Annotated in this window: 15 protein-coding genes; 9 read left to right on the top strand and 6 right to left on the bottom strand. The window is 35.4% G+C overall.

Annotated features, from left to right (window positions below; translation table 11 throughout):
- Positions 1–6 precede the first annotated feature (6 nt).
- The 3 genes from DOS84_RS00670 (at position 7) to DOS84_RS00660 (ending at position 3,691) form a co-directional block, all read left to right on the top strand.
- Positions 7–2,016, top strand: coding sequence for a fumarate reductase/succinate dehydrogenase flavoprotein subunit (locus DOS84_RS00670; protein ID WP_111408189.1), 2,010 nt, complete (start codon positions 7–9; stop codon positions 2,014–2,016).
- 7 nt (positions 2,017–2,023) lie between these two features.
- Entirely contained in the window at positions 2,024–2,785 is a 762-nt protein-coding gene (locus DOS84_RS00665; RefSeq protein WP_111408188.1) for a succinate dehydrogenase/fumarate reductase iron-sulfur subunit, read from the top strand.
- Between the two features lie 141 nt (positions 2,786–2,926).
- The gene (locus tag DOS84_RS00660) at positions 2,927–3,691 is read left to right on the top strand and encodes an amidohydrolase (protein ID WP_111408187.1); all 765 of its coding nucleotides are present in this window, start codon (positions 2,927–2,929) and stop codon (positions 3,689–3,691) included.
- Here the strand turns inward: DOS84_RS00660 and DOS84_RS00655 are convergent.
- Complete coding sequence (locus DOS84_RS00655; protein ID WP_111408186.1) at positions 3,683–5,365, bottom strand: Ig-like domain-containing domain; 1,683 nt, start codon at positions 5,363–5,365, stop codon at positions 3,683–3,685. The genes DOS84_RS00660 and DOS84_RS00655 overlap by 9 nt on opposite strands.
- A 241-nt stretch (positions 5,366–5,606) precedes the next feature.
- Here DOS84_RS00655 and DOS84_RS00650 point away from each other — a divergent pair, with 241 nt between their 5' ends.
- The 4 genes from DOS84_RS00650 to DOS84_RS00635 all read left to right on the top strand — a co-directional run bounded on the left by DOS84_RS00650 (position 5,607) and on the right by DOS84_RS00635 (position 8,571).
- Positions 5,607–6,059 (top strand): 6-pyruvoyl trahydropterin synthase family protein, encoded by a 453-nt coding sequence (locus DOS84_RS00650; RefSeq protein WP_111408185.1) that lies wholly within the window; start codon positions 5,607–5,609, stop codon positions 6,057–6,059.
- Positions 6,060–6,073: 14 nt separating this feature from the next.
- A complete protein-coding gene (locus DOS84_RS00645; RefSeq protein ID WP_111408184.1) occupies positions 6,074–6,829 on the top strand; it encodes a UDP-2,3-diacylglucosamine diphosphatase in 756 nt (251 codons plus the stop codon).
- Positions 6,830–6,879: 50 nt separating this feature from the next.
- Complete coding sequence (locus DOS84_RS00640; RefSeq protein ID WP_111408183.1) at positions 6,880–7,566, top strand: GNAT family N-acetyltransferase; 687 nt, start codon at positions 6,880–6,882, stop codon at positions 7,564–7,566.
- A gap of 273 nt (positions 7,567–7,839) precedes the next feature.
- Positions 7,840–8,571 (top strand): CHAD domain-containing protein, encoded by a 732-nt coding sequence (locus DOS84_RS00635; RefSeq protein WP_111408182.1) that lies wholly within the window; start codon positions 7,840–7,842, stop codon positions 8,569–8,571.
- A gap of 82 nt (positions 8,572–8,653) precedes the next feature.
- On the opposite strand, the gene DOS84_RS00630 is transcribed toward DOS84_RS00635, so the two are convergent.
- The 5 genes from DOS84_RS00630 to DOS84_RS00610 are packed head-to-tail and all read right to left on the bottom strand — an operon-like array spanning position 8,654 to position 13,826.
- The gene (locus DOS84_RS00630) at positions 8,654–9,922 is read right to left on the bottom strand and encodes an MFS transporter (RefSeq protein ID WP_111408181.1); all 1,269 of its coding nucleotides are present in this window, start codon (positions 9,920–9,922) and stop codon (positions 8,654–8,656) included.
- 12 nt (positions 9,923–9,934) lie between these two features.
- A complete protein-coding gene (gene recJ / locus DOS84_RS00625; RefSeq protein ID WP_111408180.1) occupies positions 9,935–11,623 on the bottom strand; it encodes a single-stranded-DNA-specific exonuclease RecJ in 1,689 nt (562 codons plus the stop codon).
- 48 nt (positions 11,624–11,671) lie between these two features.
- The gene (locus tag DOS84_RS00620; RefSeq protein ID WP_111408179.1) at positions 11,672–12,013 is read right to left on the bottom strand and encodes a HopJ type III effector protein; all 342 of its coding nucleotides are present in this window, start codon (positions 12,011–12,013) and stop codon (positions 11,672–11,674) included.
- A gap of 10 nt (positions 12,014–12,023) precedes the next feature.
- Positions 12,024–12,740, bottom strand: coding sequence for a 16S rRNA (cytidine(1402)-2'-O)-methyltransferase (gene rsmI, locus DOS84_RS00615; RefSeq protein WP_111408178.1), 717 nt, complete (start codon positions 12,738–12,740; stop codon positions 12,024–12,026).
- Positions 12,741–12,797: 57 nt separating this feature from the next.
- Positions 12,798–13,826: a hypothetical protein gene (locus DOS84_RS00610; protein ID WP_111408177.1), complete on the bottom strand. Its 1,029-nt coding sequence runs from the start codon at positions 13,824–13,826 to the stop codon at positions 12,798–12,800.
- 234 nt (positions 13,827–14,060) lie between these two features.
- Here DOS84_RS00610 and DOS84_RS00605 point away from each other — a divergent pair, with 234 nt between their 5' ends.
- Both DOS84_RS00605 and DOS84_RS00600 read left to right on the top strand, forming a co-directional pair.
- Entirely contained in the window at positions 14,061–14,681 is a 621-nt protein-coding gene (locus tag DOS84_RS00605) for a thymidine kinase (protein WP_077376037.1), read from the top strand.
- 2 nt (positions 14,682–14,683) lie between these two features.
- Entirely contained in the window at positions 14,684–17,131 is a 2,448-nt protein-coding gene (locus DOS84_RS00600; RefSeq protein WP_111408176.1) for a bifunctional UDP-N-acetylmuramoyl-tripeptide:D-alanyl-D-alanine ligase/alanine racemase, read from the top strand.
- Positions 17,132–17,188 lie beyond the last annotated feature (57 nt).

Genomic DNA, 17,188 nt, shown 5'->3' with positions numbered 1-17,188 from the left:
CAACTTATGAAACTAGATTCTAAAATACCAGAAGGTCACATTTCACAAAAATGGACTGATTATAAAGATCACTTAAAGTTAGTTGCACCAAACAACCGACCAAAAATAGATATTATCGTAGTAGGGACAGGATTAGCTGGAGCTTCGGCTGCGGCATCTTTTGCCGAAATGGGCTATAATGTAAAAGCATTTTGTTACCAGGATTCTCCGCGTCGTGCGCACTCTATCGCTGCACAAGGGGGGATCAATGCTGCAAAAAATTATCAAAATGACGGAGATAGTACTTTCCGCTTGTTTTATGACACTATCAAAGGGGGAGATTATAGAGCACGTGAAGCAAACGTTCACCGTTTAGCTGAAGTTTCCGGAAACATCATTGATCAATGTGTAGCTCAGGGAGTTCCTTTTGCACGTGATTACGGTGGAATGTTGGATAACCGTTCTTTTGGTGGTACACAAGTACAACGTACGTTTTATGCTGCAGGACAAACTGGACAACAGTTATTGTTAGGAGCTTATTCTTCTTTATCGAGACAAATCGGTTTAGGGAAAGTCGATATGTACAACCGTCACGAAATGTTGGAATTGGTAAAGGTTGACGGAAAAGCTCGTGGAATCATTGCCCGTAATTTGATTACTGGAGAATTAGAAAGACACTCTGCTCACGCCGTGATTATTGCAACTGGTGGATACGGAAATGTTTATTTTCTTTCTACAAACGCAATGGGATCGAATGTAACTGCTGGTTGGAAAATTCACAAGCAAGGTGCTTTGTTCGCAAATCCGTGTTACGTACAAATTCACCCAACATGTATTCCAGTTCACGGAACCAATCAATCGAAATTGACGTTGATGTCCGAGTCTTTAAGAAACTCTGGACGTATTTGGGTTCCAAAGAAAAAGGAAGATGCGGAAGCTATTAGAGCAGGGAAATTAAAACCAGTTCAAATTGCTGAAGAAGATAGAGATTACTACTTAGAAAGAAAATATCCAGCATTTGGAAATTTAGTTCCTCGTGATGTTGCTTCAAGAGCAGGAAAAGAAGTTTGTGACGAAGGTCGCGGAATTGAGGCTAATGACACCAACGAAGGAGTTTATTTGGATTTCGCTACAGAGATTCAATCTAAAGGAAAACAAACGGCTTACGCAAAAGGAAATCACAATCCTTCTCAAGAAGAAATACTTACATTAGGAAAAAAATGGTTGGAAGAAAAATATGGTAACTTGTTTACTATGTACCAAAAAATAACGGATGAGAACCCTTATGAAACTCCAATGAAAATTTATCCTGCGGTTCACTACACAATGGGTGGAGTTTGGGTTGATTATAACTTACAATCTACTATTCCAGGTTGTTTCGTTGCAGGAGAGGCTAACTTCTCTGACCATGGAGCGAACCGTTTGGGAGCTTCAGCTTTGATGCAAGGTTTAGCTGATGGATATTTTGTATTGCCTTACACCGTTTCTAATTATTTGGCAGATGATATTCGTACTGGAAAAATCTCTACAGATTTGCCAGAATTTGTAGCTGCTGAAAATAGTGTAAAAGAGCAAATCAACAAATTCTTGTCTAATAATGGATCAAAAACTGTGGATCATTTCCACAAACGTTTAGGTTTGATTATGTGGAATAAAGTTGGAATGGGGCGTAATGAGAAAGGTTTAACAGAGGCTATATCAGAAATCGCAGCTTTAAAAGAAGAATTCTTCAAAGATGTTTATGTTCCAGGCAGTGCAGATGAATTGAATCCTGAATTGGAAAAAGCACTTCGTGTTGCCGATTTCATCGAATTAGGACAATTGATGGCTATGGATGCTTTGCAACGTAAAGAATCTTGTGGTGGTCACTTTCGTGAAGAGTATCAGGATTCTGAAGGAGAAACGCTTCGTGATGACGAAAACTTCTCTTTTGTAGGAGCTTGGGAAAACAAAGGGTACGATGTTACAAAATCGGAACTTCACAAAGAAGAATTGAAATACGAGTTTATTAAAATAGCCGCAAGAAATTACAAATAAAAAAATTATGAGCGCAGCAAAAAATATCAACATAAGCCTTCAAATTTGGCGTCAAAAAAACTCCAAAGAAAAAGGAAAAATGGAAACATACAAATTGAACGATGTCTCTACGGCTAGTTCATTTTTGGAAATGTTAGACCAATTGAATGAACAATTAGTAAATGAAAGAAAAGAACCAATCGCATTTGATCACGACTGTCGTGAGGGAATTTGTGGAATGTGTTCTTTGTATATCAATGGACGTGCACACGGACCAGATACTGGGATCACTACTTGTCAATTACATATGAGAATGTTCAATGACGGGGATACTATTGTAGTTGAGCCATGGAGAAGTGTTGCTTTCCCAGTGATTAAAGACTTAATTGTGGACAGAACAGCATTTGACAGAATTCAGCAAGCGGGAGGATTCGTTTCAGTGAACACTTCTGGAAATACTATCGATGCCAATACCATTCCAGTTCCCAAAGACGATGCTGACAAAGCTTTTGAAGCAGCTGCTTGTATCGGTTGTGGTGCATGTGTGGCTACTTGTAAAAATGGTTCTGCAATGTTATTTGTTGGAGCAAAAGTTTCACAATATGCATTGTTACCGCAAGGAAAAGTGGAGGCTACAAACCGTGTATTGAACATGGTGCGTCAAATGGACGAAGAAGGTTTTGGTAACTGTACTAATACTGGAGCTTGCGAAATTGAATGTCCAAAAGGGATTTCCCTTGAAAACATTGCCCGTATGAACAGAGAATACCTTTCTGCAAGTTTGAAATAATAGCCTCTAGGCAAAAGGCAATAGCCAAAAGTAAAACGTCCTGAGAAATTGGGACGTTTTTTTATGCGATAAAATGAGGATCTGTAAAAATCAGTTTTATAGGTGTTATCTGTGTACCATTTTTTTTAGTAATTTTAGGATATGAAAATCGCACTCATCCAATCATCATTATTCTGGGAAAATCCGGAAAAAAACAGAAAAAAACTCGGAGAAAAAATCAATGCCATTTCCGAAAGTGTTGATTTGATTGTTCTTCCAGAAATGTTTACTTCGGGATTTACGATGCAGCCCAGTGATGTTGCCGAAACGATGCAAGGTGAAACAATAACCTGGTTAAAAAACTTGGCAGAAGCCAAAAACTTGGCGATCACCGGAAGTCTGGTAATCACTGAAAATGATAATTTCTATAATCGATTGGTCTTTATTTTCCCTTCAGGCGAAATGCAGTTTTATGATAAAAGGCATTTGTTTACGTTGGCTGGAGAAGATGAAGTTTATATAGGAGGAAGCAAAAAAAAAATTATTGAATATAAAGGATGGAAAATTTGCCCGTTGATTTGTTATGATTTGCGTTTTCCTGTTTTTTCCAGAAATGTAGAGGAATATGATATATTGATTTATGTCGCCAATTGGCCAATAGCGAGGATAAACGCTTGGGATACTTTGCTCAAAGCACGTGCCATAGAAAACATGAGTTATACCATTGGAGTCAATAGAATAGGGGAAGATAATAACAATTTTCAATATAATGGACATTCCCAAGTGGTCAATTTCTTGGGAGATTACATTATGGAACCTATTGAGACAAAAGGGGTTTTTATTGTCGAATTAAATAAAGCCGAGCTGCTCTTGGCCAGAAAAAAGTTTAATTTTTTAAGTGATCAGGATTCTTTTGTGTTAAAATGAGCTGCTTTTTTTGCCTTTTTCTTTGTCTTTTGGATTTTTCTTCTTGGGTTCAGGAACATATGGAAGGCTTAAGTCAAAAGTCTCTTCCCAATCAAAATTAGCATGAAGGTTTATTTCCTTAGAGGAATATATTACTTCTTCAGCTTGTCGTTTTTCAAGATAGTTTCCAGTATCCCATTCCTTGTTTTTATTGTCGTCATAAATCGCTCTAACCGTGTAAGCACTCGGCTCTAGTAAATTGAATTCGATTTGGGTTTTACTATCAGTGTATTCGCTGGCTTTAACAACGTCTCCTTTTTCATTTGTCAATTCAATAATAATTGGAAAACGTTTTACATTTTTCAGATTCATAATAATATTTCCATAGTCAGCAAGGTTCTTTGTACTTGTGCTAAACGATAAGGTATCATTTGTTTTTTCAAAAAAATCGGTAACGGCGCCAGGCATCAATTTTAAATTGTATTTCTGGGCTTCTTCTATTTTAAAATCGATAAATAACTGTTGGGTGTATTCATCGTAAGCTGTAGTAAATGCGACGGCAGTCGAGTCTTTGTCAACAAGTTTCATTTTTGATTTGTCAAAATTAACCAAAGGAGTACTGGATTCCAAAGTAAATCGATCTCTAAAATTCAAAACACCTGACTGAATAGCCTTAATACTCAAAGTGTCACTTTTTTGATTTTTGATTTTAAAAGTAAAGTCTTTTTGGTACTTGTCTTTTATAATATTTAGCGAAAGCGAATCCACTTTCAAAGGTTTGTACCAAACTTGTAAAGAGTCTTTTTTCTCTATTTTTGTAACTATTGAGGGCACTGATTCACCATTGTTCTTCAGAGTGATTTTGGCCATTTCGCCATTGCTTTTCGGATTGCCCTCATAACCCACAATTAATCTATTTCCAGAAGCTTGGCTTGGTTTAAGTGCTTTAAAAGGCAATACTTCCTTAAATAATTCTAATTCAAAAACGGTATCATTCGGAATCGTTACAATTTGCTTGCTAAATCCAATTCGATCCGATTTGGGATTGAATTTATTGTTGCTATTGTTGTCTTTCATAGCAACCAAATGATATTTTCCCGCTTTCAAATTCTCCAATCGAAATGTTTTCAAACTGTCCAAAGTATTGGTAATATATCGGGGATTCTCTTTATAAACGGTAGAATCGTTAAATTTTTCATTCGCTTCATAAAGCATAATAGAAACAAAAGAAGCAACCTCTTTATCATAAGCATCTTTTACTCTTCCGCCAAGTGCCAAAGAATCGATATAATCTCCTGTAGAAAACACATATTTAAATTGGTTGAATGGATTACCTTCGTTATTATCGGCAATACTTTGCCCGAAATTCAGGCTATATGTGGTATTGGGTTGTAGCGTATCATTTATAGTGATAGTCAATACTTTTGTTGCAGTCGTTGGAGTGATCAACGGTTCATTCTTCATTGGAGGCGAAATAATCAACTGCTTGTTCAGGTTTTTAAGCTTGATATTTTCGTCAAAAACAAGTTTGATTTTATTGCCTTGAAATTTAACCGAATAATTTTCAGGAAAACTATATTTTAATGTTGGTGCAATCGTGTCTTTCGCACCACCAGTAATGGCACCTCTTTTGGCACAACTGATAAAAAAAAGCAGAAACAAAAAAGGAATATATTTAAAATGTTTTTTGAACATAATGAACTAAAATTTGATTCTACAAAATAACAATTATATTTACTGTAATCGAAATATTTCACGAATTATTAGGAGCTTTTTCCTGCTGTACACTATATCTTTTTATGAGGTGAAGAAAAATCACCCCATAAAAAGGATGCCGTTTCCATCAGGGCTAGTAATTGGAAGCAATGGAATCCCATTTTAAAAAGACCATTTCTCATGCTAATTCATTAAATTTGCAACCAAAAATAGATCTTCAATGAGCAATATTAGAATTACCAAACAATTTAATTTTGAAACGGGTCATGCTTTATACGGATATGACGGGAAATGTAAAAATGTACACGGTCATAGTTATAAGTTATCGGTTACCGTTATTGGAAAACCAATTAAGGATCGAAATAATGTAAAGTTTGGTATGGTCATTGATTTTTCAGATCTGAAAAAAATTGTAAAAGAAGAGATTGTCGATCAATTCGACCACGCGACCGTTTTTAACGAGACGACTCCGCATATTGAGTTGGCAAATGAATTAAAAAACCGTGGGCATCATGTAATTTTAGTAGATTATCAGCCAACGAGCGAGAATATGGTTGTCGATTTTTCCCAAAGAATCATCCGCAGATTACCTCAAGACATTGAACTTTTTTCTCTTAAATTGCAGGAAACGGAATCTTCATTCGCCGAATGGTTTGCAAGCGACAATCAATAACTTATATTTAGTTCATGCAATTATCCAACAATAAAAAAATCTATTTTGCCTCCGATCAGCATTTTGGCGCACCAACTCCAGAGTTGAGTTTTCCGAGAGAGCAAAAGTTTGTCGCTTGGCTGAACGAAATAAAAGATGATGCCGAAGCAATATTTCTTTTGGGTGATTTATTTGATTTCTGGTTCGAATATAAGACTGTTGTTCCAAAAGGATTTGTTCGTATTTTGGGTAAATTGGCCGAAATTCGCGACAGCGGTGTTCCTATTTATTTCTTTGTGGGAAACCATGATTTATGGATGGCTGATTATTTTGAAACCGAGTTGAACATTCCTGTTTATCACGATAACAAAGAATTTGCTTTTGGGGATAAAACCTTTTTGATTGGTCACGGCGACGGCAAGGGGCCTGGGGATTTAGGATATAAACGCATGAAAAAAGTGTTTACCAATCCATTTTCAAAATGGCTTTTTAGATGGCTTCATCCCGATATTGGAGTTAAATTAGCGCAATATCTTTCTGTTAAAAATAAATTGATTTCCGGTGCCGAAGATGTGAAGTTTTTAGGTGAAGAAAATGAATGGCTTATTCTTTATGCCAAACGAAAATTGGAAACCAAACACTATAATTATTTTGTTTTTGGTCACCGTCATTTGCCAATGATTAAAACAGTTGGCGAAAATTCAGAATATGTAAATCTTGGAGATTGGATCACATATTTTACCTACGGAGTTTTTGATGGAGAAAAATTCGAGGTTAAAAAGATTGAATAAATTTCACTGTTAGTAGAACTCATTTTTTGTATTTCATAAATAAAATAAAGATGGCAACTAGTAATCATAAATTAGACAATCCCGTTTGGTATTCAGTGTCCGAAACGCATAAAGATTTTGGAATTGATTTTGGAACTATAAAATTTTATCACCCTGATTATTGTCCTTTTGGAGGTTTTATTGATTTTGATAACATAGAACAGTCTATTTCTGAATATGCTAAACTAGCCAGTAATTTTTTTATTATTGGGCAGAAACCAAATGTACCTGATAGCTTAAAATTAAACAATGAATTAATCTGTTTGCAAATGACTATTCATGACAAAATTGAAGGAGATATCGAAGATCAGATTGTTAAATTAGAAGAGGAACATTTAGACGATTTATTGGGATTGGTAAAAATTGTTTATCCCGATTATTTTAAAAAGAAGACTTCTTCATTGGGAAATTATTACGGTATTTATAAAAACAATCAACTCGTTGCTGTGACGGGAGAGCGTATGCAAATGGATGAATATATCGAAATAAGTGCGGTAATCACGCATCCGGAACATACTGGAAAAGGATATGCAAAGCAATTAGTTGCACATACTGCAAATGCTATTTTCGCAAAAAATAAAACTCCATTTTTACATGTTGCCGAATCCAATATCGGAGCAATAAAACTATACAAAAAATTAGGGTTTCAAACCAGAACCAAAATTAGTGTTTGGAATATTATCCAAAAATTACAGTAAAATTATATTGATTATTATTTGTCAAAATTTTGAATTGATACTATAAAAACATTTCAATATTTTATTGCTAAGTCTTTAGTAAACAAAGAAATATGTGTAATTTTGATAGGTGTTATTATAGTTCTTTATCGCAGAATCCAGATACGGTAGGTGCCTAATTTAAAAACTGGGTTTGTTATAAAGATCTATAAATTCTTAAGGGGATTAACCTGGCAAAAGATTACTAAAACAAATTAATATATAAGTGTTATAACTCATCAGTAAAAAAAGCTAATGAAAGAAGATTTGTTATATCATCATGTTTCAGATCATCTAAAATCTGTCAAAAAACATCTTTGTGCCTATTCGAAGAATGGTAAACCCAAACATCTTCATCTTTTGAGATTAGGTATAAAGATTGTAAATGCTTTGTTTTCTTTTGCAGAAGATTTGTATAATGAGCCCTATAGTGCTATTGAACTAAAATCGGTATATCAGAAAACTGGAGAAATAAGGGAAATCCAAATAATTGGATCGTTCAAACATCTTCCGAAAAGACTTCTTCGTGAATTAAAAAAGAAAGAAAATCTCTTAAAAAAACAGTTTCAAAAAATCCTTCCCCAATACATAGAGTTTATTGGTGTTTTTCGTGAAGGGGTTGCTTTTCCACCATATCTACCTGATAAGGATGTTGTTAAATCCTATTTTGAGAAAGAGTTGACAAAAGCAAGCCAGGATTTTCAGAATAAAAATAGAGAAGGTTTGCACCAATTTAGAAAGAGCCTAAAAAAAATACTGTTCATATATGATGCTTTGCCTAAAAAAATAAGAAAAGAAGTCAACTTGGATAAAAGATATATTAATGAACTACAAGAAAAAGTGGGTAATTGGCATGATACCTATTCTTCGATTGAGTTTCTTTCGTATCAAAATTGTAAGCAAAAACCACTTGAGTATATTTCAAAATTGAGGCGAAAAGAACTAAGACAATTTAATGCATTATTCACAAATTGTAAACCGTTATGAAGAGCGCCTAAGAATTTAAGAAATAAATGTTAAGGAATTGTTCGTTTGTTTTCGTTTAAAATGGATAATTTAGAACTTAATATTATTCATGTTTTTCATGGTCATCCATGTCTTTTTGCAAATCTAATTTTCTAAATTCAGGAGATACCAAGCCTGTGAAAACGACAATAAGAAGCGTCATACTTCCGCCAAATACAACAGCAGTAACGGTCCCCATCAGTTTTGCAGTTAGTCCACTTTCAAAAGCGCCCAACTCATTTGAAGAACCAACAAATATTGAATTTACGGAGGCTACACGCCCGCGCATGTGGTCGGGAGTTTTTAGCTGTAAAATCGTTTGTCGGATAACCATTGAAATTCCATCAACAACCCCACTGAAAAATAGAGCTAAAAGTGAAATCCAAAAGCTGGTGGAAAGTCCAAATATGATGATGCACACTCCAAATAAGAAGATGGCGGTCAATAATTTCATACCGGCATTTTTATTCACAGGAACATAGGCTGTAAAAAACATGGTTAAAATGGCACCAACTGCTGGGGCGGCTCTTAGAAATCCAAATCCTTGAGGGCCTACTTTTAAAATGTCTAAAGCAAAAATAGGCAGTAATGCTACCGCTCCACCAAACAAAACGGCTGCCATATCAAGGGTTAAGGCACTTAAAATAGATTTGTTGTTATAAACAAACTTGACACCTTCTTTCAAACTGTCCATAACGGGTTCGCCAATTTTTGGATTCAAAATAGGTTTTTTCCCGATTTGGGTTAACAGTAGCAGAGCAAAAAGAGAGCACGCAAAAACCAAACACATAGACCAATGAACTCCGATTAAGTGAATAGAGAAACCCGCAACGGCAGGCCCCACAACAGAACCCACTTGCCAGACAGAACTACTCCAAGTGGCTGCGTTTGAATACGCTTTTTTAGGAACAATTAGTGCCAAAAGCGAAAAAACAGTTGGCCCTAAAAATGAACGGACAATTCCCCCAAAGAAGACTAGGCCATAGATAGTATATAGAATAGTAGTTGTAGGTAAACCAACATTTACCTTTGGCCAAGTGATTAAAAACAATCCCAAACTAATTACTGAAAACCCTAGAATACATTTGGATAAAAGGCCCTTTTTTTCATTTTGATCGACAAAATGTCCTGCGAATAATGACACAGATATGGCAGGAATGATTTCCATTAAACCAATAATACCAAGCGAAAGTGCACTTTTTGTAATTCTATAAACTTCCCATTCGATGATGATAAACTGCATTGACCAGGCAAAAACCATGGCAAAACGAATCAACAAAAAGGTGTTGAACTCCTTGAATCTCAGAGCTGCGTAAGGATCATTTTTTTTCATTGTAAATGCTAATTATTTAATGTCTTTTAACCGTAATTGAATGCTTACTTTATCATTCCACTCATTTTCATCGATGCAATATACGGCTTCAAATTCTTTTTGATTAGAAGTTAACTCTTTTTTATTTCCTAGTCCAAAGCCAATAGCGGAAAGACCTTCCGAGTTATTTTGTTTTACAAATAGCTTTAAATGCTCATTTTCAGAACCCAGTGTTTTGGCGTAGCCCGTATCTTTTATTTTTTTGGTCAAAAAAACAGGGGTCATATTTAATGGGCCAAAGGGTTCAAATTGTTTTAGGATTCTAATTAATTTTGGAGAAATGTCTTCAAAATTAATTTCGGCATCAATAGATATCTCTGGAGTCAATTGATCGGGATGAATGGTTTCCTGCACTGTTTTTTCAAATGCGTTTTTGAAGTTTTGATAATTTTCTGCTGCCAAAGTCATTCCTGCGGCATACATATGTCCCCCAAATTGCTCCAAATGTTCCGAACAGGCCTCGAGTGCATTGTACACATCAAATCCTTTTACGGAACGTGCCGAAGCTGCATATTTATCACCACTTTTTGTAAAAACCAATGTGGGACGATAATAGGTTTCGATTAGTCGTGAAGCTACAATTCCAATAACTCCTTTGTGCCAATCTTCTTGAAAAACCACCGAAGTAAAGTTTTTCTCTTCCTGGTTTTGGATAATTTGCTGGAGCGCTTCTTTTGTGATTTGTTTATCCAAATCTTTTCGATCAGTATTGTATTGTTCAATTTCGGAAGCAAATTGTTGCGCTTGTTCAAAATCAAATTCAGTCAATAATTCGACGGCATGATTACCGTGTTTGATGCGTCCTGCAGCATTGATTCGAGGGGCAATTATAAATACAACATCTGTAATATCTAGTGTTTTCTTTTTTATTTGATGTATTAATGCCTTAATTCCAGGTCTCGGTTCTGCATTAATTACTTGTAATCCAAAATAGGCCAATACACGATTTTCACCGGTCATGGGAACAATATCGGCAGCAATTGCTGTGGCAACCAAATCAAGATATAAAACCAAATCTTCGATGGTTTGATTTTTGTTGGAACCTAACGCCTGAATAAGTTTAAAACCTACGCCGCAACCACACAATTCATCATAAGGATAATTACAGTCTTCGCGTTTTGGATCCAAAACCGCAATGGCTTCGGGCAAAAAGTCACCTGGCCGATGATGATCGCAGATGATAAAATCAATGTTTCGTTCTTTTGCGTAAGCGACATGATCTATGGATTTTATACCGCAATCTAGGGCTATGATGAGTGAAAATCCGTTATCATCAGCAAAATCAATTCCCGCATAGGAAATACCGTAGCCTTCGTTGTAACGATCCGGAATATAAGTGGCAATATTGGGGTAATAGCTCTTCAAATATGAAGAAACCAGAGATACTGCAGTGGTTCCGTCGACATCATAATCACCGAATACAAGTATGTTTTCTTGATTTGCAATGGCTTTTTCGATGCGCTCGACAGCTTTGTCCATATCTTTCATCAGAAATGGATCGTGCAAATCCTCTAAACTTGGGCGAAAAAAAAATTTGGCCTGTTCAAAAGTTTCGATGCCCCTTTGTATCAGTAAAGCAGCGACAAATTCTTCTACATTCAAAGCTTGGGCTAGACGCTTTATTTTTTCTTCAGCAGGTTTTGGCTTAAGTGTCCAACGCATTTTTTATGAAGGTTTTAGTTTCTGATTTTTTATATTTAGGCAATAAAACTATTTCAAAAGCAATGCTTCTCCTTCAAATTGAATTCCGTCCCAGCCTGTTTTCATGAAATTGCGAATGTTTTGATGATTGGTTCCGGTTGGATCTCCCAAAACTTCTTCAAAATAATAGGCCCCAAAACAGGCTAAAGTCTCGGCAACGGATAATTTTTGCAATAGTGCAAAAGCAAATAATTTGCAAGATCCCGAGTTTTCTCCAGCCGCATTATGTTGTTCTCCGTTTTTAAAAGCAGTCGGCGTAAAAGTGTAGTTTTCTTCTATTGTTGCAATTGTCTCTGCGAATGTTATTGTTGTTGGATCTTTTAGTTTGTCTAAAAAGGTATTGATATTCATATTCTTGTATTTATTCTTCGTCTTTTTGAAATTTACTTTTCTTTGCTTCTTTTACAACTGTTTTTCCTGCGATGACTACGACAATTTCACCACGAGGAGCTGTTTTTTCAAAATGTGTCAGGACTTCGCGAGCCGTTCCGCGTACATTTTCTTCGTGTAGTTTTGATAATTCCCTACAAACGCAAATAGTACGGTCTTCGCCAAAATAGGTAATAAATTCAGCTAAAGTTTTAACTAATTTATGTGGGGAAACATACAGAATCATCGTGCGGGTTTCCTCGGCCAGTTCCAGATATCGGGTTTGTCTTCCTTTTTTTTCTGGAAGGAAACCTTCAAAAACAAATTTGTCATTGGGTAAACCACTATTGACAAGGGCAGGAACAAAAGCAGTTGCACCAGGTAAACATTCTACAGCAATTCCGTTTTCGATACAAGCGCGAGTAAGCAAAAATCCGGGATCGGAAATCGCTGGTGTTCCTGCATCCGAAATTAAGGCGATGTTCTCGCCAGCTTTCAATCTAGAAATTACATTCTCGATTGTTTTGTGTTCGTTATGCATGTGATGACTGTGCATGTGTGTGCCAATCTCAAAATGCTTGAGTAATTTACCACTCGTTCTAGTGTCTTCGGCAAGGATTAAATCTACTTCTTTAAGAATCCTAATGGCCCGAAAAGTCATGTCTTCGAGGTTGCCAATAGGAGTAGGGACTATATATAATTTTGACATTTTTCTTGCTTAAAAGAGAGGATTTAATAAAATATAAAATGAGTAAAGTTGAAATCACTAAAACGATAAGAATTTTTTCTCTATGATTTCCATAAAACGATTTTCGTAATCTTCTTTTCCTTCCCAATTATTGTAATCAGGTTTTACCATTTCGTCAATAAAAGTTTTGGTTTCAGTAAAAGTATCAAATGTGATGAGTTGATTTACTACGCGATTGTAATCTTCATTGTTTCCACCAAAAAGATGTTTAACAAAAGCAATTCGGTCGTTGAGCCCAATGTTGATTTCTTTTGCTAATTTGTCATTTAGGGTAATAGTTTTAGGTTCTGCTTTTTCAGTCGTCGTTTGCGGAGCATTTAAAATGGGTTCTTTTTGAAAATCTAAAGAAGGTATTGGTTGGATAGGATCTGATTCTTGTTTTTTATCAGAAGTAGATACTTTCACAAAATCAGGATCAGTATATTTTCCACCGAGTAGGTCATCAAAAGATATTTGGACTATTTCCTTTTTCTTAGGTGATTCCGGCTTTGCAGTTTCTATTGGTTCAACAATTGATGCAGCAATTGGTTCAATTTCTGTTTCTTCCAGAACGAACATTGGTTTTTCAATCGGGGTATCTTCTTCTGTTTTTTCAGAAATAATGTCTTCGGATTCTTCTGCCACAGCTAAAGGTTCAGAAGTAACTGAAGTTGGAACTTCTTCGCTTGTAGCAATGACTTCTTCGATTTCAATTTTGCTATCTTCTTCCTTTACTTCTACTTCTTCTACTTCAATAGGAGCGATAGTTTTGTCCTCAATAATTTCAACTACAGGAGTTTCTTCTATATCGGCTTTGATGATTGAAGAAGGTCTTTGAAATTCGGGAACGGAAATGGTTTCGAAAAATTCTTTCATTTTTTCCACCACTTCTGCTTGGCCAATAGTTGGTTTCGCATCCGAAAAATGTTCTTCCACAAATCGTAAAACTGCTAATTTTTCATATAATTTTTGTGTTTCCAAATAAAGTTGATTAACATCAGATTTATTTTTTAGTTGTAAAATTCTATGAGCAATGCTGATTAAGTCGGCTTCCAATTTTTTTTTCATGGCTTCTGAAATTATAATGAATATGGCTTTATATAAAATTGTTCTTTGTTTGTACTAGCTGGCGAGGTATGAATTTCTTTTTTATTATTTATTATCTAAATAAGACCTCTCAAATTTTCGATTTGATAAAAATTATCTACTTTTGAAACGAGGTAAAATTGAGTTTACCCATGCGATTTATTACCGCTACAAAGTAATAAAAACTATTCATTTTTTAAGCTAGAAAAATATAAAATGTTTCTCGAAAACACAGTAAATCATAAAGAGCAGTTTGGATGGATTGAAGTCATTTGCGGCTCCATGTTTTCGGGAAAAACCGAAGAACTCATTCGTAGGTTGAAAAGAGCGCAATTTGCAAAGCAGAAAGTGGAGATTTTCAAACCAGCAATTGACACTCGATATCATGAAGAAATGGTAGTGTCCCACGATAGCAACGAAATTCGCTCCACACCCGTTCCCGCTGCAGCCAATATTGCTATTTTGGCACAAGGTTGTGATGTAGTTGGGATTGATGAAGCTCAGTTTTTTGATGACGAAATCGTAACTGTTTGCAACGACCTTGCCAATCAAGGAATTCGCGTGATTGTTGCCGGTTTGGATATGGATTTCAAAGGCAATCCTTTTGGTCCAATGCCTGCACTTATGGCTACAGCCGAGTACGTTACCAAAGTTCATGCCGTGTGTACACGAACAGGGAATCTAGCCAATTATAGTTTTCGAAAGACGGATAATGATAAACTCGTAATGCTAGGCGAAACCGAGGAATATGAGCCATTGAGTCGCGCTGCCTATTATCACGCGATGAGGAAAGATGACAAAAATAGTGAGAGTCATAAACCCAATAATAAAGACTAAGATTGAATTTAAATATTGTAAATATTGAAACTGTCCTAAATTCGAAATGGAATAGAAATCCGACAGGAAAATCTATTGATAACATTTCCATTGACAGTCGTTCTTTGCAAAATAATGACAAAACACTTTTTTTTGCATTAGTTGGAACCAATCACGACGCTCATATATATTTAAAAGATTTAATTGGTAAAGGCGTTCGGAATTTTGTGGTAACCCACATTCCAGATGGTCTTGAATCAAAAGCCAATTTTTTGGTTGTCAAAAATACTCTGGAAGCTTTACAGCAAATTGCGGCCCATTATCGAAGTCTTTTTTCGTTCCCAATTATTGGAGTGACAGGAAGCAATGGAAAAACAATCGTAAAAGAGTGGCTCAATTTCCTACTGAGTCCCGATTATAATATTATCCGAAGTCCTAAAAGTTATAATTCCCAGGTTGGTGTTCCGTTGTCGGTGCTTGCTATCAATGAAAAGCATAATCTGGGTATTTTTGAAGCCGGAATTTCGACTGTTTCAGAAATGGATAAACTGGAGAAAATCATTCAGCCAACTATTGGAATCTTAACGAATATTGGTTCAGCCCACGATGAAGGTTTTAAAAATCTGGAAGAAAAAGTCAAAGAAAAAATGCTGCTTTTCAAAGATTCGGAAGTAGTGATTTTTCAAAAGAATAGTGACGTAGAGAAATTTATTCTTCCAAAAACTAAAACTATCTCTTGGTCTTTTACAGATACAACTGCTGCCGTTTTTGTTTCCAAAAAGGAACATACACACGAACATACAGGTATTGAATACACCTATAAAGGAAATATTTCAACCTTGAAAATTCCTTTTGTGGATGATGCTTCTGTCGAAAATGTAATTACTTGTCTATCGGTTTTATTGCATTTGGAATATGATGCAAAAACCATTCAAAGCCGAATCGAATTATTGTATCCGATAGAAATGCGTTTGAAAGTAAAAAAAGGAATCAATAATTGCAGTCTTATTGATGACAGTTATAGCTCCGATTTTCAATCTTTAAAAATAGCATTGGATTTTCTTGAAAGTCAAAAACAACATCAGAAAAAGACGGTTGTGCTTTCGGATATTTTTCAAAGCGGATTGTCGAATGAAGTTTTGTATTCTAAAGTGGCGGAGTTGATTGTTTCGAATAACATTAGCCGTTTTATTGGAATTGGTGAAACAATTTCAACATTAAAAACAAAACTTCCGAATGCTATTTTTTTTAAAGACACCAATGAGTTTTTATTGCATTTGGAGCAATTGAATTTTGAAAATGAAACCATTCTGATTAAAGGAGCAAGGTCTTTCCAGTTTGAAGAAATTGTAGCAGCATTTGCAGAGAAAACACACGAAACAGTTCTTGAAATCAATCTGAATGCGATAAGTCATAATTTTAACTTCTTTAAATCAAAAATAAAAGCCACCACCAAAATGATGGCGATGGTAAAAGCATTTGGTTATGGAAGCGGTGGATTTGAAATTGCAAAATTACTGGAACATCACAAAGTAGATTATTTGGGAGTGGCTTTCGCCGATGAGGGAATCTCATTAAAAACCGCAGGCATCAAATTACCTATTATGGTTTTGAATCCCGAAAACACCAGTTTCCCGGCTATAATTCAGCACCAATTGGAACCTGAGATTTATAGTTTGAAAGGATTGAATGCTTTCCTCAAAATTGCCGAACAAAAGAAACTAAAAGATTTTCCTATTCATATAAAGTTAGATACCGGAATGCACCGTTTGGGTTTTGAGGCGAATACAATAGATGATTTAATAGCCACTCTGAAAGGAAACTCAACAGTCAAAGTGCAGAGTATTCTATCACATTTGGCTACAAGTGATGATTTGCAACATAAAGATTTTGTACAGTATCAAATTAATTTATTTGAAAAATTATCTTCTCAATTAATGAACGAATTGGAGATTACTCCCATTCGTCATATTTTAAATACTTCGGGCATCAGCAATTTTCCACAGGCACAATACGATATGGTTCGTTTGGGAATTGGTCTTTATGGTGTTTCCAATGATTCGGAAGAACAAAAATATCTTGAAAATGTAGGGACTTTAAAATCCATTATTTCCCAAATCAGAACAATTCAAACAGGAGAAAGTGTTGGATACGGCAGACGATTTATGGCAAATAGAGAATCGAAAATTGCTACAATTCCTATTGGTTATGCCGACGGTATTGCCAGAAGTTGGGGAAATGGGGTTGGTTTTGTAACGATAAAAAATAAAAAAGCACCCATTCTTGGAAGCGTTTGCATGGACATGTTAATGGTTGATGTGACCGAGATTGAATGTAAAGAAGGAGATTCAGTTGTAATTTTTGGCGAAAGCCCGACCGTGACTTATATGGCAGAACAATTGAAAACAATCCCTTATGAAATCCTTACGAGTATTTCACAAAGAGTGAAACGTGTTTTTTATAGAGAATAATAGTAATTTATTTCCCAAAAACAAGTATATTCGTTATATTATAAACTAACCAAAATC

It is taken from the genome of Flavobacterium aquariorum, from assembly GCF_003254745.1.
GTDB lineage: Bacteria > Bacteroidota > Bacteroidia > Flavobacteriales > Flavobacteriaceae > Flavobacterium > Flavobacterium aquariorum.
The sequence above is the reverse complement of the archived record's forward strand: the minus strand, read 5'-3'. Positions and strand labels throughout refer to the sequence as shown.